Below are 26,506 nucleotides of genomic sequence, written 5' to 3'. Positions count from 1 at the left end.
TTGAGCAGGGGTGACCCAGTCGGTCGGCCGGGTCACCCATTCAGCAGCCCCTCTGCTCTTGCTAACAATTACCGGACATGTCACCAATACCTAATGCGACGCCGGCCTCGCCGAGGAAGATGCCAGCCGCAACCAGCGCAGGAGCGGCTGCTCCTCCCGTCACAGCTGTTGCTGCCACTCCTACGGCCACACCAGCAACTCCAATTGCGAGCCCCGCCCACGCACACCAGGAGGCTTGCCCAGTTGGGTCAACGTAGTTCGTAGGACTGCAACTCGCGTACGCATACCTGTTGCCGTGCTTCGGGTCGCCGATGAAGCTCAGGTTGTCCTGTTGGGTGAAGCGGCCCTGGTCCGGGTTGTACCAGCGCTGCCCGAACTTCGTGAACGTCGTCGCCGGGTCGTAGGTGCCGCCGGCGTATCGGATGATGTTGGTCTGCCCCAGGCCCGTCTCGGACGCGGTGAGGGCGTTGCCGTACGGGTCGTAGGTGTAGCTAGCCGAGGCGGAACCGTCCGCCTTCACCAGCGCGACGACCGAGCCGAGCCCGTCCAGGACGTACGCGTGATCGGTGGTGCCGATGCGTACGCCGAGCGGGGTGCCGAGCCCGTCACGCTCCACGTAGACATTGGCGTTGGCGCCGTTCTTCCACGACTGCAGCCAGGGCATGCCGAGCTGGTCATCGCGGCCGTAGTTGAGGCTGATGCCGCCCGCCTGAGCCAGCTCCACCTGATCGGTGCCGGCGTAGCCGTAGGTGGTGGTGCCGCTGGTGGTGGCCGTGGTCATCTGCTTGGCGGCGTTGTAGCCGATGCCGCTGACGGCCGGGGCGCTGGTCTTCGTCTGGTTGCCGCGGCTGTCGTAGGTGTTGTTCGTGGTGGTGACCTGGTTGGCGCTGTTGTAGGCCAGGGTCTGCGTCGTGGTGCCGTCGACCTTGACCGTGTCCCGGTTACCGTTGGTCGTGTAGGTGTAGTCGTAGGTCTTGCCGTTGTGGTTGGCGGCCTTGGTGAGCCGGTCACCCTTGTCGTAGGTGTACTGGGTGATCTGACCGTTGCTCTCGTTCTTCTGCCACTGACGCAGCCCGGTGTCGTCGGCCTTGGCGGTGGAGCACGCCTGGCCGGAGACGTACTTCGCGTGGCAGTAGGTCACGTCGAAGACGGTCGCCGGGCTCGCCGAGTTGCGGGTGGCGGTGATGCGCAGCGGCCGGTCGGACTTGTCGTACGTGGTGGTGGTCTTCAGCGCCCAGGTGCTGTTGGTGGCGTTGGCGGCGAACCACGTGTTGATGCGGTTGCCGTCCTTGTCGTAGTTGAAGTTGTAGCGGGTGCCCCCGGCGGTGTCCATGCGGACGAGCCAGTTGCGGGTGTTGTAGTAGTACTTCGTGGTGCCCCGGCCGTCGACCAGCTCGTCCAGGTTGCCTGCCACGTCGTGCCGGTAGATCTGTTGCGGGCCGGTCGGCGGGTTGCGCTTGTGCAGCCGGTTGAGCTGGTCGTACTCGTAGGTGGTGGTGCCGGTGGCGTCGGTGCGGATGAGCAGGTTGCCGGAGCCGCCGTACTCGTTGACGACAGCGGTGGTGGCCGTGCAGCCGGAGTAGCTGGTCTTCATCAAGCGGTCGTCGAGGCTGTACTCGTAGGTGGTGGTGCAGCCGCCGACGACCTCGGTGCGCAGCCGGCCGTAGGTGTCGTAGGTGAAGGTCTTCGCCGTCAGGCTGTTGCCGGTCGGCGGGGTCAACGTGGTGAGCTGCTTGTTCGAGTCGTACGAGTAGGTGGTGGCGTTGGTGCCGTTGCCCGGGTCGGTGGACGACTTGACCGTGCCGTCGCTGTTGTAGTCGACCTTCGCCTCGGCGGCCAGGGCGTCCTTGCTGGACGTCTGGTTGCCGGCACCGTTGTAGGTGTACGTCGAGCTGTTGCCCTGCGCGTTGATCGACGACGACGGCTGGAAGGTCGCGGTCGGGTTGGTCGACGTCGGAGTGTTGGCGTAGGCGGCCGAGCCGCTGGCGCCGGTCGGTGACTCCGCCTTCGTCTGGGACTGGCCGCTGTTCGCGCCGTACGTGTTCGTGGTGGTGCCGCCCTCGGCCGAGACGCTGGTGGCGACGTCGCTGAACGGCGTGTACGTCTTGCTGCGGCTGTTGCCCGCCGGGTCGGTGACCTTGGTGATCCGCTTCTCGGAGTTCACCGTGTAGGTGGTGTGCGGCACCGAGGTGACCGGCTGGGAGAGATCCTGGCGCGGGTCCGCGACGTCGGTCAGCGTCGAGCTGGTGTACGCCAGGCGGGTCGTCGCGCCCTGCATGGTGGCGTTGTCCGTCACCTGCGTGAACGACGTGACCCGGTGCTGGCCGTCGTAGGTGACGGTGGCGAAGGTGTTGTCCTCCATCACGATCTTCGTCAGGTCGCCGGCCGAGTTGTACTCGAACTGCACCTTGCGCCAGGTGGCGCTCTGGATGGTCTTCAGCCGGTTGGCGGAGTCGTACTCGTAGGACACGTCCCGCCAGTTGCCGTCGCTGCCGGTGTGCCGGTAGCGGGTCAGCCGGTCACCGGTGTAGGTGACCGCGGCCGACCGCACCGACCCGACGCCCCGGTTGGACGTCACGGTGGTCATCTTGCCGCTGCTGTAGGCGACGTCCACGACATTGCCGTTGCGGTCCTCGGTCTTGTCCAGCAGACCGTCGGAGGTGAAGAACAGCTCCTTGCCGCTGTCGTTCTCGGTGAGGATCCACCCGGTGCCGTTCTGGGCCAGCTTGGCCTTGAACTCAGCCGGGGAGGTGTAGGCGGAACCCGAGGCGGTGAACGTGCCGGCCACACCGTCGGCCGCCGCGTAGGTCACCGAACCGTCGTCGGCGGGGAAGAGTCGCACGTCGATGCCGGATCTGGTCCGCCAACCCGGGCCGTGGGCACCGTTGGCGATGCCGCTGCCGAGTAGGAGGCTGTTGAACGACGCGCCCAGCGTGACGTTCTCGGCGATGCCCGGCAGGGTCAGCTCCGTGCTGGTCAGCACCAGGTTGCCGGAGCCGACGTTGACCTTGGCCTGGAGCCGGTCGGTCAGGGAGAAGTCGAGAAAGGTGCCGTTGCGGACCGGGCCGGTGCCCTTCGGCACCGACGGTGCCGCCCCCGCGGCGGCGAAGGCCGCAGCGGCCCCCGCGGTGAACAGCCACACATTCGAGCCGGAGCGCGGCGACACCACCGGCCCGGCTGCCGTTCCAGCCGACGTCACGGCGGTCGGGACCGCCCGCGCCGGCACTGCCACCAGCACTGACGCGGCGGTAACCGCCAACGCCACCCCCATACGTACCGCGGTAGATCTCACATACTCTCCCTATGGTCATTCGGCGGGCCGATTGCGCGCCGAACAATGAGCCGAGACGAGCCTTGGAAAAATGGGCACAGCGGTTCGCCACCAGGTCGATGGACCTGGCGGCACGGTGGAGCGGGGATCAGAAAAGGTCGCAGAGGCCGGTGAGGGGCGTGCTCACAGGCGGCAGGCAGCGTAGGACAACCAGAACTCCCCGTGTGGTCGTCATTACTTGTTGTCAGACAACTTATGGGTATGGCTCGATGGAAACAAGAGCGGATCGACATTGCTGAGAATGCTTGTCGCGTCCGTAGGGCGGGACGTGCCGGGCGGCGCGGTGGGACGGCCACCCGCCGTGACAGACTGACCGCTGTGTTGCGCTGGTTGACTGCAGGTGAATCGCACGGTCCCGCCCTCGTCGCGCTCCTGGAGGGGGTGCCGGCCGGTATCGAGGTGACCACCACCGAGATCGCCGACGACCTGGCCCGCCGCCGACTCGGCTACGGCCGTGGCGCCCGGATGTCGTTCGAACGGGACGAGGTCGAGGTGCTGGGCGGCCTGCGGCACGGCGTCACCCTGGGCAGTCCGGTCGCGATCCGGGTGGGCAACTCCGAGTGGCCGAAGTGGCAGACGGTGATGGCCGCCGACCCCGTCGACCCCGACGAGCTGGCCCGGCAGGCCCGCAACGCCCCGCTGACCCGCCCCCGGCCGGGCCACGCCGATCTGGCCGGCATGCAGAAGTACGGCCACACCGACGCCCGGCCGATCCTGGAACGCGCCAGCGCCCGCGAGACCGCCGCCCGGGTCGCCGTCGGCGCGGTCGCCAAGGCGCTGATCCGGCAGGCCCTCGGCATCGAGATCGTCTCGCACGTCGTCGAGCTGGGTCCGGTGGCCGCGAAGCCCGGGCTGCGCCCGACCCCGTCCGACGCCGCCCGCATCGACGCCGACCCGCTGCGCTGCCTCGACCCGGAGGCCAGCGCCCTGATGGTCGCCGAGGTCGACGCCGCGAAGAAGGCCGCCGACACGCTCGGCGGCGTGGTCGAGGTGCTGGCGTACGGGGTGCCGCCGGGTCTGGGCAGCCACGTGCAGTGGGACCGCAAGCTCGACGCCCGACTGGCCGCCGCGCTGATGTCCATCCAGGCGATCAAGGGTGTGGAGATCGGTGACGGGTGGCAGCAGGCCCGCTCCCGGGGCTCCGAGGCGCACGACGAGATCATTCCGTCGGCGACCGGCGTCCGGCGGGTCACCGACCGGGCCGGCGGCCTCGAAGGTGGCATCACCACCGGCGAGCCGCTGCGGGTCCGCGCCGCGATGAAGCCGATCTCGTCGCTGAACCGGGCCCTCTCCACCGTGGACGTCACCACCGGCGAGCCGGCCAGCGCGATCAACCAACGCTCGGACGTCTGCGCGGTGCCCGCCGCGGCGGTCGTCGCCGAGGCCATGGTGGCGCTGGTGCTCGCCGAGGCGGCCACCGAGAAGTTCGGTGGCGACTCGATCGCCGAGATCCGCCGCAACCTCGCCGGCTACGTCGACGCCCTGGTCATCCGCTGATGGCACCGGTCGTCGTGCTGGTCGGCGCGCCGGGCTGCGGCAAGACCACCGTCGGGCAGGCGCTCGCGTCCACCCTCGGTGTGGAGTTCCGCGACACCGACGCCGACATCGAGCGGATGGCCGGCAAGCCCATCCCGGAGATCTTCATCGACGAGGGTGAGGCGCACTTCCGTACCCTGGAACGGGCCGCCGTGGCCGCGGCGCTCGCCGCCGGCACCGGTGTGCTCGCCCTCGGCGGCGGTGCCGTGCTGGCCGAGGAGACCCGCGCCGCCCTGGTGGGACACCGGGTGGTGCACCTGTCGGTCGAGTTGCCCGACGCCGTGAAGCGGGTCGGGCTCGGCGCCGGCCGGCCGCTGCTGGCGATCAACCCGCGGGCCACCCTCAAGCATCTGCTGGACCAGCGCCGGCCGCTCTACGCCGAGGTGGCCACCGAGACGGTGACCACCGACGGCCGGCCTCCGGCGGCGATCGTCGCCGAGATCGCCGCGCTGTTGCCCCGCTGACGCCGCCCGCCACGCCGATCGTGCACGTGCTGCCCCCGGCGTAAGGGGGCGTTCACCGCATCGCGGCAACCGGAAGTGCACGGTCGGCGCAGTCGGGGTGTTCCTCAGCCGCGGGCGATCAGGTCGAGGACATCGGTCAGAGCCTTCGGCTCGCTGAGCATCGGCCAGTGCCCGGTGGGCAGCTCGTGCAGGTGGCCGTCGGCCAGGCCGGTGAAGAACGGATGCTCCTCCCTGATCATCTGCCGCACCACACTGAGCGGGAAGGTGCTGGCCACCAGGGCGGTCGGCACCGGGCCACCGCCACCGACCTCGCCCACCGGCTCGGTGTGGACGAGCGGACCGTACGCCGGTACGCGGCCACCCTCGTCGAGCTGGGCATCCCGGTCACCGCCGACCGCGGTCGGCACGGTGGCTACCGCCTGCACCCCGGCTTCAAGCTGCCGCCGCTGATGCTCACCGACGACGAGGCGGTGGCCGTGCTGCTCGGCCTGGTCGTGGCCGAACGCGTCGGCCTGGCCACCGAGCAACCGGCCACGGCGACCGCGCTCGCGAAGATCCGCCGGGTGCTGCCGGCTGCGCTCGCCGACCGGCTGACCGCCGTGCAGGAGCACCTCGGCTTCACCCTGCGGCGACCTGAGGCGGAGCCGCGCCCCGCGTCGGGCACCCTGCTCGCCCTGGCCGCGGCCGCCCGGCATCGGCAGCGGGTGGCACTGGACTGCGCGCCGAGGTGGCCGAACACGCCCGCCGGTTGGCGGAGTGGGCGGCCCGGCCAGCAGGTGGGCAGCCACCCGCACCACGGCGTCCGCTCGACTAGGCTGCCGGCGATGGACGAGGTGACCCGGATCCCGGTCGGCGGCGAACGGCCGTACGACGTGCTGGTCGGACGCGACCTGTTGGACGCGCTGCCCGGCCTGCTGCCCGGCGCGACCCGGGCGGCGGTGCTGCACGCCCCTCCGCTCAAGGCTCTCGCCGACGCGCTCGGCGAACGACTGCGCGCGGCCGGCGTCGAGCCGCTGCCGATCGAGGTGCCCGACGCCGAGGCGGGCAAGCAGATCGACGTGGCCGCCGCCTGCTGGGATCGGCTCGGCGCGGCCGGCTTCACCCGTACCGACGCGGTGGTCGGCGTGGGCGGCGGCGCGGTGACCGACCTGGCCGGCTACGTCGCGGCCTGCTGGCTGCGCGGCGTGCGGTGGGTGCCGGTGGCCACCTCGCTGCTGGGCATGGTGGACGCCGCGGTGGGCGGCAAGACCGGCATCAACACGGCTGCCGGCAAGAACCTGGTGGGCGCGTTCCACCCGCCGGTCGGTGTGCTGGCCGACCTGGCCACGCTGGACAGCCTGCCCGCGGTCGACCTGGCGGCCGGGTTGGCCGAGGTGGTCAAGTGCGGCTTCATCGCCGACCCGACGATCCTGGATCTCGTCGAGGCCGACCCGGCGGCCGCCACCGACCCGCGCGGGCCGGTCGCCCGGGAGCTGATCGAGCGGGCGATCCGGGTCAAGGCCGACGTGGTCGCCGGTGACCTGCGCGAGTCGGGCGTGCGCGAGGTCCTCAACTACGGTCACACCCTGGCGCACGCGATCGAGCAGGTCGAGGGCTACCGCTGGCGGCACGGCCACGCCGTCTCCGTCGGTCTGGTGTACGCCGCGGCGCTGGCCCGGCTCGCCGGCCGGCTGGACGCGCCGACCGCCGACCGGCACCGTCGCACCCTGTCCGCGCTCGGCCTGCCGGTGAGCTACCCGGCCGACGCCTGGGAGCGGCTGCTGGCCGTGATGCGGGTGGACAAGAAGGCTCGGGGCAGCCGGCTGCGGTTCGTGGTGCTGGACGGGCTGGCCCATCCGGCGATGCTGGAGGGCCCGGACGACGCGTTGCTCGAGGCCGCCTACCGCGAGGTGGCCGACCGGTGAAGGTCTACGTTCTCAACGGGCCGAACCTGGGCCGCCTCGGCACCCGGGAGCCGGCGGTGTACGGCTCGACCAGCTACGCCGATCTCGTGACGCTCTGCGAGGCCACCGGCCGGGAGTTGGGGCTGGACGTGACGGTCCGGCAGACCGACGCCGAGCACGAACTGCTCGGCTGGCTGCACGCCGCCGCCGACGAGGAGGCCGCCGTGGTGCTCAACCCGGCCGCCTGGTCGCACTATTCGTACGCGGTGCGCGACGCCTGCGCCATGCTGCGGGGGCCGCTGGTGGAGGTGCACCTCTCCAACATCCACGCCCGCGAGGAGTTCCGGCACCACTCGGTGGTCTCCGCGGTGGCGACCGGGGTGATCTGCGGTCTCGGCATTGACGGTTATCGTCTCGCCCTGCACCACCTGGCCGCCCGCTGAGGGGTCGCCCCGAGCGGGGACGGGCCGATTCGACGCAGCTAGTAGACTCGTAGGGTCTGTCCGCCAATTGATGATCAAGGCAGGAAATGGCCTCCACCAACGACCTCAAAAACGGCCTGGTACTCAACCTGGACGGCGAGCTCTGGGCCGTCGTCGAGTTCCAGCACGTCAAGCCCGGTAAGGGTGGTGCGTTCGTGCGCACCACGCTGAAGAACGTGCTGTCCGGGAAGGTGGTCGACAAGACCTTCAACGCGGGCACCAAGGTCGAGACCGCGACCGTGGACAAGCGCACGATGCAGTACCTGTACGCCGACGGCGAGGACTTCGTCTTCATGGATCTGGAGACCTTCGACCAGATCACCGTGCCCGGTGGCACCGTCGGCGAGGCCGCCAACTACCTGCTGCCCGAGGCGGAGGCGACCGTCGCCCAGCACGAGGGTGTGCCGCTCTACATCGAGCTGCCCACCAGCGTCGTGCTGGAGGTCACCTACACCGAGCCGGGCCTGCAGGGCGACCGCTCGACCGGCGGCACCAAGCCGGCGACCGTGGAGACCGGCGCCACCGTGCCGGTTCCGCTGTTCATCACCACCGGCGAGAAGATCAAGGTCGACACCCGCGACGGCCGTTACCTCGGCCGCGCCTGATGGCCGAGGGTTCCAAGCAGCAGATGCCGGCGCGCCGCAAGGCGCGTAAGCGGGCGCTGGATGTCCTCTACGAGGCCGATCTGCGGGACAAGCCTCCGGTGGAGGTGCTGGCCGGCTATGTGCAGCGGATCGAGCAGCCCCGACCGGAGCACCTCGGCTACGCCGTGGGCCTGGTCGAGGGGGTCGCCGAGCACCTCAACCGGATCGACGAGCTGATCGCCAGCTACGCCGAGGGGTGGACCCTGGAGCGGATGCCGGTCGTCGACCGCAACCTGGCCCGGATCGCCGTCTACGAGTTGCTCTACGTCGACGAGATCGACGACGCGGTGGCGATCAGCGAGGCCGTTGAGCTGGCCCGGCAGATGTCGACCGACGACTCGCCGCGCTTCCTCAACGGGGTGCTCGGCCGGATCGCCGAGTACGCCACCCGCTGAGGTCTCGCACCCGCACCACGGAAAGGGCCCGTGCCGGACGGCACGGGCCCTTTCGGGTGAAGCGACAGCTCAGGAGGCGAAGAACGCCCGGGGGTCGGCCACCAGCACACCGTGCTCGGTGAGCCGCTCGATCAGACCCGACGGCGAGGCGTCGTAGACGATCGCGAGCGCCCGCAGGTCGTCGGCACGGATGGAGAGCACCCGCCCGTTGTAGTCACCGCGCTGCTGCTGGATCGCGCGGGCGTAGCGGGCGACGTAGGCCAGGTCCTCGGAGGCCTCGTCGTAGAGCCGCTCCAGGTCCAGGACGATCTTGCTGGTGGGCTCGTGCCGGACACCACTGCCGTCGGGCAGCAGCTCCGAGACGGGGACACGATAGAACTCGGCCAGCTCGGCCAGACGGGACACCGTCACGGCCCGGTCGCCACGCTCGTACGAGCCGACCACCACGGCCTTCCACCGCCCGTTCGACTTCTCCTCCACACCCTGCAGGGAGAGACCCTGCTGTTGGCGGATGGAGCGCAGGCGGGCGCCCAGAGACTTGGCGTATTCAGAGGGCATTCGGACACTCCCAGTGCTGCTCGGGGTTCTCCCGTCGATCGCTACGGAGCGTGACGGTACGGGGATTGTGACACCTGGTCAAGTGGTCGTGACCTTACCGTTGGGGAGCACCGGGGGAGTTATCCCCATTTCGTCGGCCTGATCCGGTGGTCAGCGGCCGCCGTCCATCGGCCCGGTGACCACTGGTAACGTGGCGTGAAGCCCCGGTCAGGTCGCTGCGCGGTCCGGCCGGAGGTGCCCGACATCCTTTAACGACCCGTCCGGTGAGGCGGGGAAGGAGGTCCGCCGTGGCATACCCACCGGCTGCCCGCTCGTCACCACCGCGACAACCCTCGGTGAAGGTGATCCTCGCCAGCGCCGACGTGCAACGCGTGGTCGACCGCATCGCCCACCAGATCCTGGAGAAGACCCAGGGTGCCGCCGACACGGTGCTGCTGGGCATCCCCACCCGGGGCGCCCCCCTCGCGCGGCGGCTCGCCTCCCGGATCAGCACCTTCGAGGACATCGCCGTACCGGTCGGTGTGCTCGACATCACGCTCTACCGCGACGACCTCCGCCGGCACGCCACCCGCGCGATCGGCCCGACCCAGGTGCCCACCGGCGGCATCGACGGCAAGCGGGTCATCCTCGTCGACGACGTGCTCTTCTCCGGCCGCACCGTGCGGGCCGCGCTCGACGCGCTCAACGACGTGGGCCGCCCGGCGTCCGTGCAACTCGCCGTTCTGGTCGACCGGGGGCACCGGGAGTTGCCGATCCGCGCCGACTACGTCGGCAAGAACATCCCGACCTCGCTCGCGGAGAGCGTGAAGGTGACGCTCGCGGAGACCGACGGCGCCGACGAGGTCAAGCTGTACGGGGGGACACGGTGAGCGCGAGGAGTGCAGCGAAGCGGAGCCCCGCAGTCGCGAACGAAAGGCAGGCGCTGCTTCCATGATCAAGCATCTGCTCTCCGGCGGGGACCTGGACGCCGACACCGCCACCGAGATCCTGGACACCGCCGCCGAGATGGCCACGGTCGCCGGCCGCGAGATCAAGAAACTGCCCGCGCTGCGCGGCCGGACGGTGGTGAACCTCTTCTACGAGGACTCCACCCGCACCCGGATCTCCTTCGAGGCGGCGGCCAAGCGCCTCAGCGCCGATGTGATCAACTTTTCCGCGAAGGGGTCCAGCGTCACCAAGGGCGAGAGCCTGAAGGACACCGCGCTGACCCTGCAGGCCATGGGCGCCGACGCGGTGGTCGTCCGGCACCCCGCCTCCGGCGCGCCGCACCGCCTGGCCAACTGGGTCGACGGGTCGGTGGTCAACGCCGGCGACGGCACCCACGAGCACCCCACCCAGGCGCTGCTCGACGCGTACACCATGCGGTCCCGGCTGGGCCGGCTCGCCGGCCTGTCGGTCGCGGTGGTCGGGGACGTGCTGCACTCCCGGGTGGCCCGCTCCAACGTGCTGCTGCTGTCCACCCTCGGCGCCAAGGTCACCCTGGTCGGCCCGCCCACCCTCATCCCGGTCGACATCGCCGCGGCGCTCGCCCCCGGCACGGACGTCTCCTACGACCTCGACTCGGTGCTGCCGAACGTGGACGTGGTGATGATGCTGCGGGTGCAGCGGGAGCGGATGAACGACTCCTACTTCCCCTCCGCGCGCGAGTACGCCCGCCGTTACGGGCTGGACGGCCCGCGGATGCGCCGCCTGCCCGAGCACGCCATCGTCATGCACCCCGGCCCGATGAACCGGGGGATGGAGATCACCCCCGAGGTGGCCGACTCACCCCGATCCACCATCGTCGAACAGGTCACCAACGGTGTCTCCGTGCGGATGGCTGTTCTTTACCTGCTGCTCGGAGGGAACAACCGGTGACCGCGTACCTGATCACCAACGTGAGCGTCGTCGGCGCCGCGCCGACCGACCTGCTGATCCGCGACGGCGTCGTCGCCGAGGTCGGCCCCGGCCTGACCGCGCCGGACGCCACCGCCATCGACGGCACCGGCCTGGTCGCCCTGCCCGGTCTCGTCGACCTGCACACCCACCTGCGCGAGCCCGGTCGGGAGGACGCCGAGACCGTCGAGTCCGGCTCGCGCGCGGCGGCGTTGGGCGGCTACACCGCGGTCTGCGCGATGGCGAACACCTCGCCGGTCGCGGACACCGCCGGCGTGGTCGAGCAGGTCTGGCGACTCGGCCGCGAGGCCGCCCTGGTGGACGTGCAGCCGATCGGCGCGGTCACCGTCGGGCTGGCCGGCGAGCGGCTGGCGGAACTGGGCGCGATGGCCGACTCGGCGGCCCGGGTGCGGATCTTCTCCGACGACGGGCACTGCGTCGCCGACCCGAAGCTGATGCGCCGCGCCCTGGAGTACGTCAAGGCGTTCGACGGGATCATCGCCCAGCACGCCGAGGAGCCCCGCCTCACCGAGGGTGCCCAGATGCACGAGGGCGAGGTCTCCACCCGCCTCGGGCTGATCGGCTGGCCGGCGGTCGCCGAGGAGGCGATCATCGCCCGGGACGTGCTGCTCGCCGAGCACGTGGGCAGCCGCCTGCACGTCTGCCACGTCTCCACCGCCGGCAGCGTCGAGGTGCTGCGCCAGGCGAAGGCCCGCGGGGTACGCGTGACCGCCGAGGTCACCCCGCACCACCTGCTGCTCACCGACGAGCGGGCGGAGACCTACGACCCGGTCTTCAAGGTCAACCCGCCGTTGCGGACGGCCGCGGACATCGCCGCGCTGCGTGCCGCGCTCGCCGACGGGGTGCTCGACGTGATCGCCACCGACCACGCCCCGCACGCCGTGGAGGACAAGGAGTGCGAGTGGGCGTACGCCCGGCCGGGCATGCTCGGCCTGGAGACGGCCCTCTCCATCGCGCTCGACGTGCTCGGCCCCGAGTGGGACCTGATCGCCGAGCGGATGTCACGGACTCCCGCCCGGATCGCCGGGTTGACCGGGCACGGCATCGACCCGGCGCCCGGTGTGCCGGCCAACCTGACCCTGATCGACCCGGCCGCCCGCCGCACCATCGAGCCGGCGGAGCTGGCCAGCCGCAGTCGCAACACCCCGTACGCCCGCATGACGCTGCCAGGTCGCATCGTGGCGACCTTCCTGCGCGGCGAGCCGACGGTTCTGGACGGAAAGGCTGTCAAGTAATGGTCAAGCGCAGGCCCGCGATTCTCGTCCTCGAGGACGGGCGCACCTTCCCCGGTGAGGCGTACGGCAGTGTCGGGGAGACCTTCGGCGAGGCGGTGTTCAACACCGGCATGACCGGTTATCAGGAGACGCTGACCGACCCGTCCTACCACCGGCAGGTGGTGGTGCAGACCGCGCCGCACATCGGCAACACCGGCGTCAACGGCGAGGACGACGAGTCCGGCCGGATCTGGGTGGCCGGCTATGTCGTGCGCGACCCGGCCCGGATCGGCTCGAACTGGCGGGCCACCGGCGGTCTCGAGGACCGCCTCGCCACCGAGGGTGTGGTGGGCATCAGCGGGGTGGACACCCGGGCACTGACCCGGCACCTGCGGGAGCGGGGCGCCATGCGGGTCGGTATCTCCAGCGTGGACAACGATCCGCAGAGCCTGCTGGCCCGGGTCCGGCAGGCGCCGCAGATGGTCGGCGCGGACCTGTCCGCCGAGGTGACCACTTCCCGGCCGTACGTCGTCGAGGCCCTCGGCGAGCACCGGTTCACCGTGGCGGCGCTCGACCTGGGCATCAAGCGCAACGTGCCGCGCCGGCTGGCCACGCGTGGGGTGACCACCCACGTGCTGCCCGCCGGGTCGACCATCGACCAGATGCTCGCCACCGGGGCCGACGCGATCTTCCTGTCGCCCGGTCCGGGTGACCCGGCCACCGCCGACGCGCCGGTGGCGTTGGCGCGGGAGGCGCTGCGGCGGGAGGTGCCGCTGTTCGGCATCTGCTTCGGCAGCCAGATCCTCGGCCGTGCGCTCGGCTTCGGCACGTACAAGCTGGGCTACGGCCACCGGGGCATCAACCAGCCGGTGCTCGACCGGGTCACCGGCAAGGTCGAGGTGACCAGCCACAACCACGGCTTCGCCGTTCAGGTGCCGGGTGCGGGCGACGGCGCGGTGGTGCCCGACCAGGTGATCGAGACCGAGTTCGGCGGTGTTCAGGTGTCGCACGTCTGCCTCAATGACAACGTGGTCGAGGGGCTGCGGGCGAAGGACGTGCCCGCCTTCACCGTCCAGTACCACCCGGAGGCAGCGGCCGGCCCGCACGACGCGGACTACCTGTTCGACCGCTTCGCGGAACTGATCGAAGGCGGAAAGTAATGCCCAAGCGCACTGATCTCAAGCACATCCTGGTGATCGGCTCCGGGCCGATCGTCATCGGGCAGGCCTGCGAGTTCGACTACTCCGGCACCCAGGCGTGCCGGGTGCTGCGCAGCGAGGGGATCCGGGTCAGCCTGGTCAACTCCAACCCGGCGACGATCATGACCGACCCGGAGTTCGCCGACGCCACGTACGTCGAGCCGATCACCCCGGAGTTCGTCGAGCTGGTCATCGCCAAGGAGCGTCCGGACGCGATCCTGCCGACCCTCGGCGGGCAGACCGCGCTGAACACGGCGGTCGCCCTGCACGAGGCCGGCGTCCTGGAGAAGTACGGCGTCGAGTTGATCGGCGCGAACATCGACGCGATCAACCGCGGCGAGGACCGGCAGCTGTTCAAGGAGATCGTGGCGAAGGCCGGCGTCCGGCTGGGCGTCGAGGACCCGACCGGCCTGGTGCCGCGCTCCCGGGTCTGCCACACCATGGACGAGGTCGAGGCCACCGTCGCCGAGCTGGGCCTGCCGGTGGTGATCCGGCCGTCGTTCACCATGGGCGGCCTGGGCTCCGGCATGGCGCACACCCCGGAGGACCTGGCCCGCATCGCCGGCGACGGCCTGTCCGCCAGCCCGGTGCACGAGGTGCTCATCGAGGAGAGCGTGCTCGGCTGGAAGGAGTACGAGCTCGAGCTGATGCGCGACCGGCACGACAACGTCGTGGTGGTCTGCTCGATCGAGAACATCGACCCGATGGGCGTGCACACCGGCGACAGCGTCACCGTGGCCCCGGCCATGACGCTCACCGACCGGGAGTACCAGCGCCTGCGGGACCTGGGCATCGCGGTGCTGCGCGAGGTCGGCGTGGACACCGGGGGCTGCAACATCCAGTTCGCGGTCAACCCGGTCGACGGCCGGATCGTCGTGATCGAGATGAACCCCCGGGTGTCGCGCTCCTCGGCGCTGGCCTCCAAGGCGACCGGCTTCCCGATCGCGAAGATCGCCGCGAAGCTGGCCATCGGCTACACCCTCGACGAGATCCCCAACGACATCACGTTGAAGACCCCGGCGGCGTTCGAGCCGACCCTGGACTACGTGGTGGTGAAGATCCCGCGCTTCGCGTTCGAGAAGTTCCCCGGCGCGGACCCGGAGCTGACCACCACGATGAAGTCGGTGGGCGAGGCGATGAGCCTCGGGCGTAACTTCACCGAGGCGCTGAACAAGGCGATGCGGTCGATGGAAACCAAGGAGGCCGGCTTCTGGACGCAGCCGGACCCGCAGGGCGTCACCCTGGCCGACACCCTCGCCGCGCTGCGGATCCCGCACGACGGCCGGCTCTACACCGTCGAGCGGGCCCTGCGACTCGGCGCGTCGATCGCCGAGGTCGCCGAGGCGTCCGGTGGGATCGACCCCTGGTTCCTCGACCAGATCGTCGCGCTGATCGAGCTGCGCGCGGAGATCGTGGCCGCCCCGGTGCTCGACGCCGAGCTGCTGCGCGTGGCCAAGCGGGCCGGTCTGTCCGACCGGCAGCTCGCCGCGCTGCGTCCGGAACTGGCCGCCGAGGACGGGGTACGCACCCTGCGACACCGCCTCGACGTGCGCCCGGTCTACAAGACGGTGGACACCTGCGCGGCCGAGTTCGAGGCGGCCACGCCGTACCACTACTCGTCGTACGACCTGGAGACCGAGGTCGTGCCGTCGGACCGGCCGAAGGTGTTGATCCTGGGCTCCGGGCCGAACCGGATCGGGCAGGGCATCGAGTTCGACTACTCGTGCGTGCACGCGGTGCAGGCGCTGCGGGCGGCCGGCTACGAGACCGTCATGGTCAACTGCAACCCGGAGACCGTCTCCACCGACTACGACACCGCCGACCGGCTCTACTTCGAGCCGCTGACCTTCGAGGACGTGCTGGAGGTCTGGCACGCGGAGGAGTCGTCCGGCCGGGCGGCCGGCGGGCCGGGCGTGGTCGGGGTGGTCGTGCAGCTCGGCGGGCAGACCCCGCTGGGGTTGGCGCAGCGGCTCAAGAACGCCGGCGTGCCGATCGTCGGCACCTCCCCGGAGTCGATCCACCTCGCCGAGGAGCGGGGCGCCTTCGGCGCGGTGCTGGCCCGGGCCGGACTGCGCGCTCCGGCGCACGGCATGGCCACCTCCTACGACGAGGCCAAGACGATCGCCGACGAGATCGGCTACCCGGTGCTGGTCCGGCCGTCGTACGTGCTGGGCGGGCGGGGCATGGAGATCGTCTACGACGACCCGACGCTGCGTGACTACATCGGCCGGGCGACCGACATCTCGCCGGATCACCCGGTGCTGGTGGACCGCTTCCTGGACGACGCCATCGAGATCGACGTGGACGCGCTCTGCGACGCCGACGGCGAGGTCTACATCGGCGGCGTGATGGAGCACATCGAGGAGGCCGGCATCCACTCCGGCGACTCGTCCTGCGCGCTGCCGCCGATCACCCTCGCGGGCTCGCACCTGGCCGAGGTCCGCCGCTACACCGAGGCCATCGCCCGTGGCGTCGGCGTCCGGGGTCTGCTCAACGTGCAGTACGCCCTCAAGGACGACGTGCTCTACGTCCTGGAGGCCAACCCGCGGGCGTCGCGGACGGTGCCGTTCGTCTCCAAGGCCACGGCGGTGCCGCTGGCCAAGGCGGCGGCCCGGATCGCGCTCGGCGCGAGCATCGCCCAGTTGCGCGCCGAGGGCCTGCTGCCCGCGACCGGGGACGGGGGCACGATGCCCGCCGACGCGCCGATCGCGGTCAAGGAGGCGGTGCTGCCGTTCAAGCGCTTCCGGACCCGTGCCGGCAAGGGGATCGACTCGCTGCTCGGCCCGGAGATGAAGTCGACGGGCGAGGTGATGGGCATCGACACCAACTTCGGGCACGCCTTCGCCAAGAGCCAGTCGGCCGCGTACGGGTCGCTGCCGACCACCGGGAAGATCTTCGTCTCGGTGGCCAACCGGGACAAGCGCGGCATGATCTTCCCGATCAAGCGGTTGGCCGATCTGGGCTTCGAGATCGTGGCGACCGCCGGCACCGCCGAGGTGCTGCGCCGGCACGGCATCGCCTGCGAGCAGATCCGCAAGCACTACCAGGCCGGTGAGGGGGACGACGCGGTGTCGCTGATCCTCGGCGGCGACGTGGCGCTGGTGATCAACACGCCGCAGGGCTCGGGGGCCAGCGCCCGCTCCGACGGCTACGAGATCCGCAGCGCGGCCGTCACCGCGGACATCCCCTGCATCACCACGGTCCCCGGCGCCGCCGCGGCGGTGATGGGCATCGAGGCGCGCATTCGCGGCGACATGCAGGTCCGCCCCCTGCAGGACCTGCACGCCACCCTGCGGGCTGCGAAGTGACCCTGTTCGAGCGGGCGGTTCGGCCCTGGTTGTTCCGGCTCGGCGGTGGGGACGCCGAGGCCGCGCACGAGTGGACGCTGCGGCGGTTGTCCGGGCTGTCCCGCAGTCCGGTGGCGCTCGCCGCCCTGCGGGCCCGCTACGCGGTGCGGGCACCGCGCACGGTGTTCGGCGTGCGGTTCCCCAATCCGGTCGGGCTGGCCGCCGGCATGGACAAGGACGGCGCGGCGCTGCCGGCCTGGCCGGCGCTCGGGTTCGGCTTCGTCGAGGTCGGCACGGTCACCGCGCACGCCCAGCCGGGCAATCCCCGGCCCCGGCTGTTCCGGCTGCCGGCCAGCGAGGCGGTGGTCAACCGGATGGGCTTCAACAACGCCGGGGCCGCCGCGCTGGCCGCCCGGCTGGCGGCGCTGCCGCGCCCGCTCGGGGTGCCGCTGGGCATCTCGCTGGGCAAGTCCAAGGTGACCCCGCTCGACGAGGCGGTCGAGGACTACCTCGCCTCGTACCGGGCGTTGCGCGCGCACGGCGACTACTTCGCGGTGAACGTCTCCTCGCCGAACACCCCGGGTCTGCGGTCCCTGCAGGACCGCACGCACCTGGACGCGCTGCTCGGCGCGCTGGTGGGGGAGAAGCCGGTACTGGTCAAGATCGCACCGGACCTGACCGAGGCGGCGATCGCCGAGCTGCTGGAGGTCTGCCTGGCGCGGGGTGCGGCCGGGGTGATCGCCACCAACACGACGCTGTCCCGCGAGGGGCTCGCCGTCGGTGACGCCGAGCGCGGCGCGCAGGCCGGTGGTCTGTCCGGCCGGCCGTTGACCGGGCGTGCCCGCGACGTGGTCACCTTCGTGCACCGCGAGACCGGCGGCCGGCTGCCGATCATCGGGGTCGGCGGGGTGCTGGACCCGGACGACGCGGCGCGGATGTTCGACGCCGGCGCCGCCCTGGTGCAGCTCTACACCGGATTCATCTACCGGGGTCCGGCTCTGGTCCGCGCAGCCGCCCGCACGACGGCCACAGCCCTGGCACCGGAACCGGTCGCCGGCCGGTGATCGGCCCCGGCCCGGTGCTGGTCCAGCCCTGCGCCGGGCCGGCTCTGCGCCGGGGTGCCCACCCGCTCCGCTGTCCCTTTGCTCTGCTTCAACCCACGCAACGGCCGGCGTCCGGTATCCGGACACCAGGCGTTGCCTCCGTTGAAGCAGAGCAAAGGCGCAGAAGGAGGGGCCCGACCGGCCGCCTGACGACCGCCGCGCGGCCCGTCCGTGCCTGGAAGGAGTACGCGTGACACCCGAGGAGATCCTGGCCGCGGACCGGGCGCACGTCTGGCATCCGTACGCGGCGCTGCCGCCGGCGACCCAGCCGTACGTGGTGCGCGGCGCCGAGGGGGTACGGCTGACCCTGGCCGACGGGCGGGAGCTGGTGGACGGGATGTCGTCCTGGTGGGCGGCGATCCACGGCTACCGGCACCCGGTGCTGGACGCGGCGGTGACCGACCAGCTCGGCCGGATGAGTCACGTGATGTTCGGCGGGCTCACTCACGAGCCCGCCGTCCAGCTGGCCCGCACGCTGGTCGAGCTGACCCCGGACGGCCTGGAGCACGTCTTCCTGGCTGACTCCGGCTCGGTCAGCGTCGAGGTGGCGGTGAAGATGTGCCTTCAGTACCAACGCGCCGTCGGCCGGCCGCAGCGGCGCCGCCTGGCGACCTGGCGGGGCGGCTACCACGGCGACACGTTCCACCCGATGAGCGTCTGCGACCCGGAGGGCGGGATGCACCACCTGTGGGGTGACGTGCTGCCGCGGCAGGTCTTCGCACCGGTCCCGCCGGGCGGCTTCACCGATCCGCCCGACGAGGCGTACGTGGCGGCGCTGGTGGACGCGGTCGAGCGGCACGCCGACGAGCTGGCCGCGGTGATCGTGGAGCCGGTCGTGCAGGGCGCCGGCGGGATGCGCTTTCACCATCCGGCATACCTGCGGGTCCTGCGCGAGGTGACCCGGGCGCACGGAATCCTGCTGATCTTCGACGAGATCGCCACCGGCTTCGGTCGAACCGGGCGCCTGTTCGCCGCCGAGCACGCCGGGGTCAGCCCGGACGTGCTGTGCGTGGGCAAGGCCCTCACCGGCGGCTACCTGACCCTGGCGGCGACACTGTGCACCCCGGAGGTCGCCCGGGGCATCTCCGCGGCCGGCGTGCTCGCGCACGGGCCCACGTTCATGGGCAACCCCCTGGCCTGCGCGGTGGCCAACGCCTCCATCGGGCTGCTGCGGGCCGGGGACTGGGCGGGGCAGGTCGCCAGGATCGCCGCCGGCCTGCGCGCCGGTCTGGAGCCCCTGCGCGGCGCGCCCGGCGTCGCCGACGTGCGGGTGCTCGGCGCGATCGGCGTCGTCCAGCTCGATCACGAGGTCGACATCGGCGCGGCCACCGCGGCGGCGGCCGGGCAGGGGGTGTGGCTGCGGCCGTTCCGCGACCTGATCTACACGATGCCGCCGTACGTCACCGACGACGCCGACCTGGCCCGGATCGCGTCCGGCGTGGCGGCGGCGGTGGTGGCCGGCTGAGCCGGCCGCCGGCAACGGGTACCCCGGAGGGCGGGTCCGCCACCCGGGACGAGGAGAGAGGGAGTACGCCGATGGAGAGCTTCGGAACCCGGCTGCACCGGGCGGTCACCGAGCGGGGGCCGCTCTGCGTGGGCATCGACCCGCATCCCGGTCTGCTGGCTCGGTGGGGTCTCGACGACGACGTCGCGGGTCTTGACCGGTTCACCCAAACCGTCGTGGAAGCGCTCGGTGACCGGGTTGCGGTGGTGAAGCCTCAGTCGGCCTTTTTCGAGCGTTTCGGATCCCGCGGTGTGGCGATTCTTGAGTCAACTATCCGACAGTTACGCGATGCCGGTTCGCTCGTTCTGCTCGACGTCAAGCGCGGAGACATCGGCTCGACGGTGCGCGCGTACGCCTCCGCGTACCTTGATCCATCCAGCCCGTTGTATGTCGACGCGGTCACCGCGAGCCCTTACCTGGGAGTAGGTTCGCTGGCCCCGATGTTCGAGCTGGCCGCCGAGCACGGCGGCGGGGTCTTCGTGCTGGCCCTCACCTCCAACCCCGAGGGCGCCGCCGTGCAACGCGCCCGCACGGCCGACGGCCGCACCGTCGCGCAGACCGTGATCGACGAGATTTCCCAGCTCAACAAGGGTGCGACCCCCCTCGGCAGCTTCGGGTTGGTGGTCGGCGCGACCATCGGCGACACCGGTCACGACCTCTCCGGCGTGGGGGGTCCGCTGCTCGCGCCGGGGCTCGGCGCGCAGGGTGCCGGCGCGGCCGATCTGCGTACCGTCTTCGGTTCGAGCCTCGCCACGGTGCTCCCGTCGTACTCCCGGGAAGTGCTCTCCGCGGGCCCCGACGTCGCCGCGCTGCGGGCCGCCGCGGACCGGGTGCTGGGCGAGTGCCGGGCCGTTCTGGCTGCCCGTTGACTGACTGACGGCTCGGTCACTGTGCGGTGATCGTCGCGCGCCCACGTTGCCGAAAGCTCCGTTGACCGCTAGTTTTCCCCGCGCTGGGAACCACGGACCCCTTGGTTCACAGCGACACCACGTTTCACAGATGCGGCGGTGCGCCCCGCCCGCCGCGATAGGGACCTGAGGAGAACTGGTGCCGCTCCCGTCACTGACCCCCGAACAGCGCGCTGCCGCGCTCGAGAAGGCCGCGGAGATCCGCAAGGCCCGTGCCGAGCTGAAGGAGCAGCTCAAGCAGGGCAAGACCACCCTTGGCGCCGTCCTCGAGCGCGCCGAGAGCGACGACGTCGTGGGTAAGCTCAAGGTTTCGGCCGTCCTGCAGGCGATGCCGGGCATTGGCAAGATCCGGGCTACCCAGATCATGGAGAAGCTCAAGATCGCTGACAGCCGTCGCCTGCGTGGCCTCGGCGAGCAGCAGCGCAAGGCACTGCTTGGAGAGTTCGCCGCCAACTGAACCTGGCAGCGTGTAGAAACAAGCAGTGAGCACGGATGACGAGGCGCGCCCGGCGGCTCGGCTCACTGTCCTGGCTGGACCTTCGGGTTCCGGCAGGGAGAGTGTCGTCGAGCTCGTCCGGGCGCGTTCTCCGTTCGTGTGGATCCCGGTACCGGCCACCACCCGGCCGCGCCGGGAGCAGGAGGTCGACGGTGTCGACCGGGTCTTCCTCGCGCCGGCCGAGTTCGACCGGCGGGTGGCCGCGGGCGAGCTGCTGGAGTGGTCCAGGGCCGGCCCACACCACCGGGGTACGCCGTACCCGCCGCTGCGCGCCCGGCTCGACGCCGGGCAGCCGGTGCTGCTCCCGCTCGACCTGCGCGGCGCCCCGCTGGTCCGGGCGCGCCTGCCCGACGTCCGGCTGGTGCTGCTGAGCCCGCCCGGGAAGCGTCCCGACCCGGCCGTCGCGGCGAGCTTCGACCACGCCCTGACCCACGACCACACCGAGCGGGTCGTCGGCGAGCTGGTAGGCTTACTCGGTTCTTCTTATCCGGATCCGACCTGGTCGCGTGTGCGCGGCTGACGGTCGGCCGCCGTTGAGACTCAGCACCGCGTTCGCGCGGCTCGAAAGACGCAGAGGTTAATTCGTGGGATCCATCGCCAACCCCGAAGGCATCACCAACCCGCCGATCGACGAGCTCCTCGAGAAGACGACGTCGAAGTACGCGCTGGTCATCTTCGCCGCCAAGCGCGCGCGCCAGGTCAACGCCTACTACAGCCAGCTCGGTGAGGGCCTGCTGGAGTACGTCGGCCCGCTCGTCGAGACCACCCCGCAGGAGAAGCCCCTCTCCATCGCCATGCGCGAGATCAACGCGGGCCTGCTCACCGCCGAGCCGACCGACCAGCCGTAAGACCGCACCCGTCGATGTCCGCCTCGATCGTCCTCGGGGTCGGCGGCGGCATCGCCGCCTACAAGGCGTGTGAGCTGCTGCGGCTCTTCACCGAGTCGGGTCACCGGGTCCGCGTCGTACCGACCGCGTCGGCGCTCCGCTTCGTCGGAGCGCCGACCTGGGCGGCACTGTCCGGCCAGCCGGTCGCCGACGACGTCTGGTCCGACGTGCACGAGGTGCCGCACGTGCGCCTCGGCCAGCAGGCCGACCTGGTGGTGGTCGCGCCGACGACCACCGACCTGCTCGCCAAGGCCGCGCACGGGCTCGCCGACGACCTGCTGACCAACACGCTGCTGACCGCCCGCTGCCCGGTGGTGCTGGCCCCGGCCATGCACACCGAGATGTGGGAGCACCCGGCCACGGTGGCCAACGTCGCCACGCTGCGCTCCCGGGGGGTCCGGGTCATCGAGCCGGCCGTCGGGCGACTCACCGGCGCCGACAGCGGCAAGGGCCGGCTGCCCGACCCGGCGGAGATCTTCGCCGTCGCCCGTCGGGTCCTCGCCCGGGGTGACTCCGCCCCCGCCGACCTGGCCGGCCGGCGGGTGGTGGTCACCGCGGGTGGCACCCGCGAGCCCTTGGACCCGGTCCGCTTCCTCGGCAACCGGTCGTCGGGCAAGCAGGGCTACGCGTTCGCCCGCGCGGCGGTGGCCCGGGGCGCCCAGGTGACCCTGATCGCGGCCAACGTCTCCCTCGCCGCCCCCGCCGGGGTCGACCTGGTCCGTGTCGGCTCCACCGCCGAACTGCGCGACGCGACCGTCAAGGCCGCCGACGAGGCCGACGCGGTGGTGATGGCGGCGGCTCCGGCCGATTTCCGGCCGGCGACGTACGCGCCTGGCAAAATCAAGAAGTCGGACGACGGCGTCGCTCCCACCATCGAGCTGGTCACGAACCCGGACATCGCGGCGGAGCTCGGCCAGCGCAAACGACCGGAGCAGGTGCTGGTGGTGTTCGCCGCCGAGACCGGCGACGCCGAGGCCAACGGCCGGGCGAAACTCGCCCGGAAGCGGGCCGACCTGATCGTCGTCAACGAGGTTGGTCCGGATCTGGTCTTCGGCGCCGACACCAACACGGTGACGGTCATCGGCGCGGACGGCTCGGTCAGCCGACTGCCGGAGCAGGCCAAGGAGGACGTGGCCGACACCGTGTGGGATCTCGTCGTGGCGCGGCTGGCCGACCGCTCCTGACGAGTGGAACAGAGCACGACTGAACTCCACGCCCGCCGCAGTGGTGATTAGACTCCCGCGGAACGACATCACACGCTTAGGAGTGCCGTGACACGCCGCCTCTTCACGTCCGAATCGGTCACGGAAGGCCACCCGGACAAGATCGCCGACCAGATCAGCGATGGCATCCTCGACGCGCTGCTCGCCGAGGATCCGCACAGCCGGGTAGCGGTCGAGACCATGATCACCACCGGCCAGGTGCACATCGCCGGTGAGGTGACCACCAAGGCGTACGCCGACATCCCGACGATCGTCCGGCGGACCATCCTCGACATCGGCTACGACTCGTCGAAGAAGGGCTTCGACGGCGCCTCCTGCGGGGTCAGCGTCTCCATCGGCGCGCAGTCCGAGGACATCGCGCAGGGCGTGGACAACGCGTTCGAGCTGCGTACCGGCGCGTCGGAGAGCGCGCTGGACGCGCAGGGCGCCGGCGACCAGGGCATGATGTTCGGCTTCGCCTGCTCGGAGACGCCCGAGCTGATGCCGCTGCCGATCGCCCTGGCGCACCGTCTGGCCCGCCGGCTCGCCGCGGTCCGCAAGGACGGCACGATCCCGTACCTGCGGCCGGACGGCAAGACCCAGGTCACCATCGAGTACGAGGGGCTGCGCCCGGTCCGGCTGAACACGGTGGTCGTGTCCAGCCAGCACGCCGCGGACATCTCCCTGGACTCGCTGCTCACCCCGGACGTGCGCGACCACGTCATCGCCCCCGAGCTGGAGAGCCTCGGCCTGGACACCGACGGCTACCGGCTGCTGGTCAATCCGACCGGCCGGTTCGAGATCGGTGGCCCGATGGGTGACGCCGGGCTGACCGGCCGCAAGATCATCGTGGACACCTACGGCGGGTACGCCCGGCACGGCGGTGGCGCGTTCTCCGGCAAGGACCCGTCCAAGGTGGACCGGTCGGCCGCGTACGCGATGCGGTGGGTGGCCAAGAACGTGGTCGCCGCCGGCCTGGCCGAGCGGTGCGAGGCGCAGGTCGCCTACGCCATCGGCAAGGCGCACCCGGTGAGCCTGTTCATCGAGACGTTCGGCACCGAGACGGTGCCGGTCTCCTCGATCGAGAAGGCCGTCGCCGAGGTGTTCGACCTGCGCCCGGCCGCGATCATCCGGGACCTCAACCTGCTTCGCCCGATCTACCAGCAGACCGCCGCGTACGGCCACTTCGGCCGGGAGCTGCCGGACCTGACCTGGGAGAGCACCGACCGGGCCGCCGACCTCAAGTCGGCCGCGGGAGCCTGACCGCCACCAGGCGCAGCGACCGGCGACCCGCGGACGGGTCGCCGGTCGCGCGCGTCTGCGTGGACGTGCCACTGGCGCACCTGGACCGCCCGTTCGACTACCTGGTGCCGGCCGAGCTGGACGACGTGGCGGTGCCCGGCACCCGGGTGAAGGTGCGCTTCGCGGGGCAGCTCGTCGACGGGTGGCTGCTGTCCCGCGCCGACGACTCCGGGCACACCGGCCGCCTCGCGTACCTGGAGAAGGTGGTCTCCCCGGAGCCGGTGCTGGCGCCGGAGATCGCCCGGCTGGCCCGCGCGGTGGCCGACCGGTACGCGGGCAGCCTCGCCGACGTGCTCCGGCTCGCGGTGCCGCCCCGGCACGCCCGGGTGGAGAAGGAGCCCCGCGACGACCAGCCCGCCCCCGGGGCCACCGCCGACGGCGCGGAGCGCGTCGACGCCGGGCCGCCGGTCACCGGGGCGGACGGTACGACCGCGCCCGTGGTGGGCGGTACGACCGTGCCCGGTGCGGACGGCGCGGCCGCGCCCGTGGTGGACCCGCGCGGGTGGCGGGACTACCCGACCGGCCCGGCCCTGCTGCGGGCGCTCACCGACGGCCGGGCGCCCCGCGCGGTCTGGTCGGCGTTGCCCGGCGAGGACTGGGCGGCCCGCTACGCCGACGCGGTCGCCGCGACGGTGGCCGGGGGACGCGGGGCCGTGGTGGTGGTGGCCGACGCCCGCGACCTCGACCGCCTCGACGCCGCGCTCACCGCCGTGCTCGGCCCGGGGCGGCACGTCAGCCTCTCCGCCGCGCTCGGGCCGGCCCGGCGCTACCGGGCCTTCCTCGCCGCGCGGCGTGGGCAGGTGCCGGTGGTGATCGGCACCCGGGCGGCGATGTTCGCCCCGGTGGACCGGCTCGGCCTGGTCGCCGTCTGGGATGACGGCGACGACCTGCACTCCGAGCCCCGGGCGCCCTATCCGCACGCCCGCGACGTGCTGCTCACCCGCGCCCAGCTCGCCGAGGCCGGCGCGCTGGTCGGCGGGTACGCCCGCACCGCCGAGGCGCAGCTGCTGCTGGAGACCGGCTGGGCCCGGGAGGTCGTCGCCGACCGGGCGACGGTGCGGGCCCGCGTTGCGGCCATCGCACCCACCGGCGACGATCCCCAGCTGGCGCGTGACCCGGGTGCGGCCACCGCCCGGCTGCCCAGCCTGGCCTGGACGGCCGCCCGGGACGCCATCCGGGCGGACCTGCCGGTGCTCGTTCAGGTGCCCCGGCGCGGCTACCTGCCGTCGATCTCCTGCGCCGACTGCCGCACCCCGGCGCGGTGCGCGCACTGCGCCGGCCCGCTCGCGCTGCCCTCGTCCGGTGGCACCCCGGCGTGCCGCTGGTGCGCCCGGGTGGCCGCCGCGTACGCCTGCCCGCAGTGCGGTGGTCGGCGGCTGCGGGCCGCGGTGACCGGCGCCCGGCGTACCGCCGAGGAGCTGGGCCGGGCGTTCCCCGGCGTGTCCGTGCGCACCTCGGGGCGGGAGGAGGTGCTCACCGACGTGCCCGGCGGGGCGGCCCTGGTGGTGGCCACCCCGGGTGCCGAGCCGGTCGCCGAGGGCGGCTACGGCGCGGTGCTGCTGCTCGACTCGTGGGCCCTGCTGACCCGGGCCGACCTGCGTGCCGGCGAGGAGGCGCTGCGGCGCTGGCTGGCCGCCGCGGCGCTGGCCCGGCCGGCCCCGGCCGGCCGGGTGGTGGTCGTCGCCGACGGCGCGCTCGCCCCGGTGCAGGCGCTGCTGCGCTGGGACGCGGCCTGGTTCGCCGGCCGCGAGCTGGCCGAGCGCCGGGAGTTGGGCTTCCCTCCGGCGGTGCGGATGGCCAGCGTCACCGGCCCGGCCGAGGCGGTGGCCGACCTGCTCGCCGCCGCCCGGCTGCCCGCCGACGCCGAGGTGCTCGGGCCCGTGCCCGCCGACGAGGGGCGGGAGCGGATGCTGGTCCGGGTGCCCCGGGCGCGGGCCGCCGCGCTCGCCGAGGCGCTGCACTCGGCCGCCGGGGCGCGCGCCGCCCGCAAGGCCGCCGATCCGGTTCGTCTCCAGGTCGATCCGCTGAGCCTGTTCTGACCGGTTCGGCCGATGCCGGCGGCCCCCCCGACCTGGTCCGCGGTGGTGGCCCCCGCACACCGCGTCCGGCAAAGCGCTGGCGCCCGGGTGGTAGCATCGCCCGTCATGCCCGGGCGTACGACGGTTCCTGGTTGCGGTGCGGCGTCAGACACGCCGAGCCGGAGCCGCCGCAGGAC

The 26,506-nt window shown here is 72.0% G+C and carries 23 protein-coding genes; 20 read left to right on the top strand and 3 right to left on the bottom strand.

The window, feature by feature from the left end:
• Positions 1-61: 61 nt before the first annotated feature.
• Positions 62-3,292: an RHS repeat-associated core domain-containing protein gene (locus tag O7620_RS12365; protein WP_278123131.1), complete on the bottom strand. Its 3,231-nt coding sequence runs from the start codon at positions 3,290-3,292 to the stop codon at positions 62-64.
• Positions 3,293-3,649: 357 nt separating this feature from the next.
• Here O7620_RS12365 and aroC point away from each other — a divergent pair, with 357 nt between their 5' ends.
• Both aroC and O7620_RS12355 read left to right on the top strand, forming a co-directional pair.
• Positions 3,650-4,828, top strand: a complete 1,179-nt coding sequence (aroC, locus tag O7620_RS12360) for a chorismate synthase (protein WP_151487795.1) — start codon at positions 3,650-3,652, stop codon at positions 4,826-4,828.
• A complete protein-coding gene (locus O7620_RS12355) occupies positions 4,828-5,331 on the top strand; it encodes a shikimate kinase (protein ID WP_151487794.1) in 504 nt (167 codons plus the stop codon). The genes aroC and O7620_RS12355 overlap by 1 nt, the downstream gene beginning before the upstream one ends.
• A 104-nt stretch (positions 5,332-5,435) precedes the next feature.
• On the opposite strand, the gene O7620_RS12350 is transcribed toward O7620_RS12355, so the two are convergent.
• The gene (locus O7620_RS12350) at positions 5,436-5,648 is read right to left on the bottom strand and encodes a hypothetical protein (RefSeq protein WP_278123130.1); all 213 of its coding nucleotides are present in this window, start codon (positions 5,646-5,648) and stop codon (positions 5,436-5,438) included.
• A gap of 507 nt (positions 5,649-6,155) precedes the next feature.
• Here O7620_RS12350 and aroB point away from each other — a divergent pair.
• From aroB to nusB, 4 genes are all read left to right on the top strand, one after another.
• Positions 6,156-7,235, top strand: coding sequence for a 3-dehydroquinate synthase (gene aroB / locus O7620_RS12345; RefSeq protein ID WP_278126973.1), 1,080 nt, complete (start codon positions 6,156-6,158; stop codon positions 7,233-7,235).
• The gene (gene aroQ, locus O7620_RS12340; protein WP_151487790.1) at positions 7,232-7,657 is read left to right on the top strand and encodes a type II 3-dehydroquinate dehydratase; all 426 of its coding nucleotides are present in this window, start codon (positions 7,232-7,234) and stop codon (positions 7,655-7,657) included. Before aroB ends, aroQ begins: the two co-directional genes overlap by 4 nt.
• A gap of 86 nt (positions 7,658-7,743) precedes the next feature.
• On the top strand, positions 7,744-8,301 hold the full coding sequence (gene efp, locus O7620_RS12335; RefSeq protein WP_007458344.1) for an elongation factor P: 558 nt from the start codon (positions 7,744-7,746) through the stop codon (positions 8,299-8,301).
• Positions 8,302-8,324: 23 nt separating this feature from the next.
• Positions 8,325-8,735: a transcription antitermination factor NusB gene (gene nusB, locus O7620_RS12330; RefSeq protein WP_184188983.1), complete on the top strand. Its 411-nt coding sequence runs from the start codon at positions 8,325-8,327 to the stop codon at positions 8,733-8,735.
• A 69-nt stretch (positions 8,736-8,804) separates the two neighbouring features.
• Here the strand turns inward: nusB and O7620_RS12325 are convergent, their stop codons facing one another.
• Complete coding sequence (locus O7620_RS12325; RefSeq protein WP_007458348.1) at positions 8,805-9,293, bottom strand: transcriptional regulator; 489 nt, start codon at positions 9,291-9,293, stop codon at positions 8,805-8,807.
• Positions 9,294-9,580: 287 nt separating this feature from the next.
• Here O7620_RS12325 and pyrR point away from each other — a divergent pair, with 287 nt between their 5' ends.
• The 14 genes from pyrR (at position 9,581) to O7620_RS12255 (ending at position 26,330) form a co-directional block, all read left to right on the top strand.
• Positions 9,581-10,162, top strand: coding sequence for a bifunctional pyr operon transcriptional regulator/uracil phosphoribosyltransferase PyrR (gene pyrR, locus O7620_RS12320; protein WP_151487789.1), 582 nt, complete (start codon positions 9,581-9,583; stop codon positions 10,160-10,162).
• Between the two features lie 61 nt (positions 10,163-10,223).
• Positions 10,224-11,150, top strand: a complete 927-nt coding sequence (locus O7620_RS12315) for an aspartate carbamoyltransferase catalytic subunit (protein WP_278123129.1) — start codon at positions 10,224-10,226, stop codon at positions 11,148-11,150.
• Positions 11,147-12,424 carry a dihydroorotase gene (locus O7620_RS12310; protein WP_278123128.1) on the top strand — a complete coding sequence of 426 codons (1,278 nt, stop codon included), beginning with the start codon at positions 11,147-11,149 and terminating at the stop codon, positions 12,422-12,424. The genes O7620_RS12315 and O7620_RS12310 overlap by 4 nt, the downstream gene beginning before the upstream one ends.
• On the top strand, positions 12,424-13,563 hold the full coding sequence (gene carA / locus O7620_RS12305) for a glutamine-hydrolyzing carbamoyl-phosphate synthase small subunit (protein ID WP_278123127.1): 1,140 nt from the start codon (positions 12,424-12,426) through the stop codon (positions 13,561-13,563). Before O7620_RS12310 ends, carA begins: the two co-directional genes overlap by 1 nt.
• Entirely contained in the window at positions 13,563-16,910 is a 3,348-nt protein-coding gene (gene carB / locus O7620_RS12300; RefSeq protein ID WP_278123126.1) for a carbamoyl-phosphate synthase large subunit, read from the top strand. Before carA ends, carB begins: the two co-directional genes overlap by 1 nt.
• Positions 16,907-17,953 carry a quinone-dependent dihydroorotate dehydrogenase gene (locus O7620_RS12295; protein ID WP_278123125.1) on the top strand — a complete coding sequence of 349 codons (1,047 nt, stop codon included), beginning with the start codon at positions 16,907-16,909 and terminating at the stop codon, positions 17,951-17,953. Before carB ends, O7620_RS12295 begins: the two co-directional genes overlap by 4 nt.
• Before the next feature lie 229 nt (positions 17,954-18,182).
• Positions 18,183-19,457 carry an adenosylmethionine--8-amino-7-oxononanoate transaminase gene (locus tag O7620_RS12290; protein WP_278123124.1) on the top strand — a complete coding sequence of 425 codons (1,275 nt, stop codon included), beginning with the start codon at positions 18,183-18,185 and terminating at the stop codon, positions 19,455-19,457.
• A 71-nt stretch (positions 19,458-19,528) separates the two neighbouring features.
• Positions 19,529-20,365, top strand: coding sequence for an orotidine-5'-phosphate decarboxylase (gene pyrF / locus O7620_RS12285; protein ID WP_278123123.1), 837 nt, complete (start codon positions 19,529-19,531; stop codon positions 20,363-20,365).
• Positions 20,366-20,543: 178 nt separating this feature from the next.
• Entirely contained in the window at positions 20,544-20,861 is a 318-nt protein-coding gene (gene mihF, locus O7620_RS12280; RefSeq protein WP_007458370.1) for an integration host factor, actinobacterial type, read from the top strand.
• Positions 20,862-20,886: 25 nt separating this feature from the next.
• Positions 20,887-21,420: a guanylate kinase gene (locus O7620_RS12275; RefSeq protein ID WP_278123122.1), complete on the top strand. Its 534-nt coding sequence runs from the start codon at positions 20,887-20,889 to the stop codon at positions 21,418-21,420.
• A 64-nt stretch (positions 21,421-21,484) separates the two neighbouring features.
• On the top strand, positions 21,485-21,748 hold the full coding sequence (rpoZ, locus tag O7620_RS12270; protein WP_007075826.1) for a DNA-directed RNA polymerase subunit omega: 264 nt from the start codon (positions 21,485-21,487) through the stop codon (positions 21,746-21,748).
• 14 nt (positions 21,749-21,762) lie between these two features.
• Positions 21,763-22,971 (top strand): bifunctional phosphopantothenoylcysteine decarboxylase/phosphopantothenate--cysteine ligase CoaBC, encoded by a 1,209-nt coding sequence (coaBC, locus tag O7620_RS12265; protein WP_151487781.1) that lies wholly within the window; start codon positions 21,763-21,765, stop codon positions 22,969-22,971.
• Positions 22,972-23,058: 87 nt separating this feature from the next.
• On the top strand, positions 23,059-24,252 hold the full coding sequence (gene metK, locus O7620_RS12260; protein ID WP_151487780.1) for a methionine adenosyltransferase: 1,194 nt from the start codon (positions 23,059-23,061) through the stop codon (positions 24,250-24,252).
• A gap of 59 nt (positions 24,253-24,311) precedes the next feature.
• On the top strand, positions 24,312-26,330 hold the full coding sequence (locus O7620_RS12255; protein ID WP_278123121.1) for a primosomal protein N': 2,019 nt from the start codon (positions 24,312-24,314) through the stop codon (positions 26,328-26,330).
• Positions 26,331-26,506: the final 176 nt, after the last annotated feature.

The organism is Micromonospora sp. WMMD710 (genome assembly GCF_029626045.1).
Taxonomy (GTDB): domain Bacteria; phylum Actinomycetota; class Actinomycetes; order Mycobacteriales; family Micromonosporaceae; genus Micromonospora.
Note: the sequence above shows the minus strand (reverse complement) of the source record. Positions and strands in the feature narration are given on the sequence as shown.

What these genes read in the sequence shown, in the direction of transcription:
- pyrF (WP_278123123.1), top strand. Translation starts at nt 19,529, where the DNA reads ATGGAGAGCTTCGGAACCCGGCTGCACCGGGCGGTCACCGAGCGGGGG.
- carA (WP_278123127.1), top strand. Translation starts at nt 12,424, where the DNA reads ATGGTCAAGCGCAGGCCCGCGATTCTCGTCCTCGAGGACGGGCGCACC.
- O7620_RS12355 (WP_151487794.1), top strand. Translation starts at nt 4,828, where the DNA reads ATGGCACCGGTCGTCGTGCTGGTCGGCGCGCCGGGCTGCGGCAAGACC.
- coaBC (WP_151487781.1), top strand. Translation starts at nt 21,763, where the DNA reads ATGTCCGCCTCGATCGTCCTCGGGGTCGGCGGCGGCATCGCCGCCTAC.
- O7620_RS12325 (WP_007458348.1), bottom strand. Translation starts at nt 9,293, where the DNA reads ATGCCCTCTGAATACGCCAAGTCTCTGGGCGCCCGCCTGCGCTCCATC.
- aroB (WP_278126973.1), top strand. Translation starts at nt 6,156, where the DNA reads ATGGACGAGGTGACCCGGATCCCGGTCGGCGGCGAACGGCCGTACGAC.
- carB (WP_278123126.1), top strand. Translation starts at nt 13,563, where the DNA reads ATGCCCAAGCGCACTGATCTCAAGCACATCCTGGTGATCGGCTCCGGG.
- efp (WP_007458344.1), top strand. Translation starts at nt 7,744, where the DNA reads ATGGCCTCCACCAACGACCTCAAAAACGGCCTGGTACTCAACCTGGAC.
- nusB (WP_184188983.1), top strand. Translation starts at nt 8,325, where the DNA reads ATGCCGGCGCGCCGCAAGGCGCGTAAGCGGGCGCTGGATGTCCTCTAC.
- O7620_RS12315 (WP_278123129.1), top strand. Translation starts at nt 10,224, where the DNA reads ATGATCAAGCATCTGCTCTCCGGCGGGGACCTGGACGCCGACACCGCC.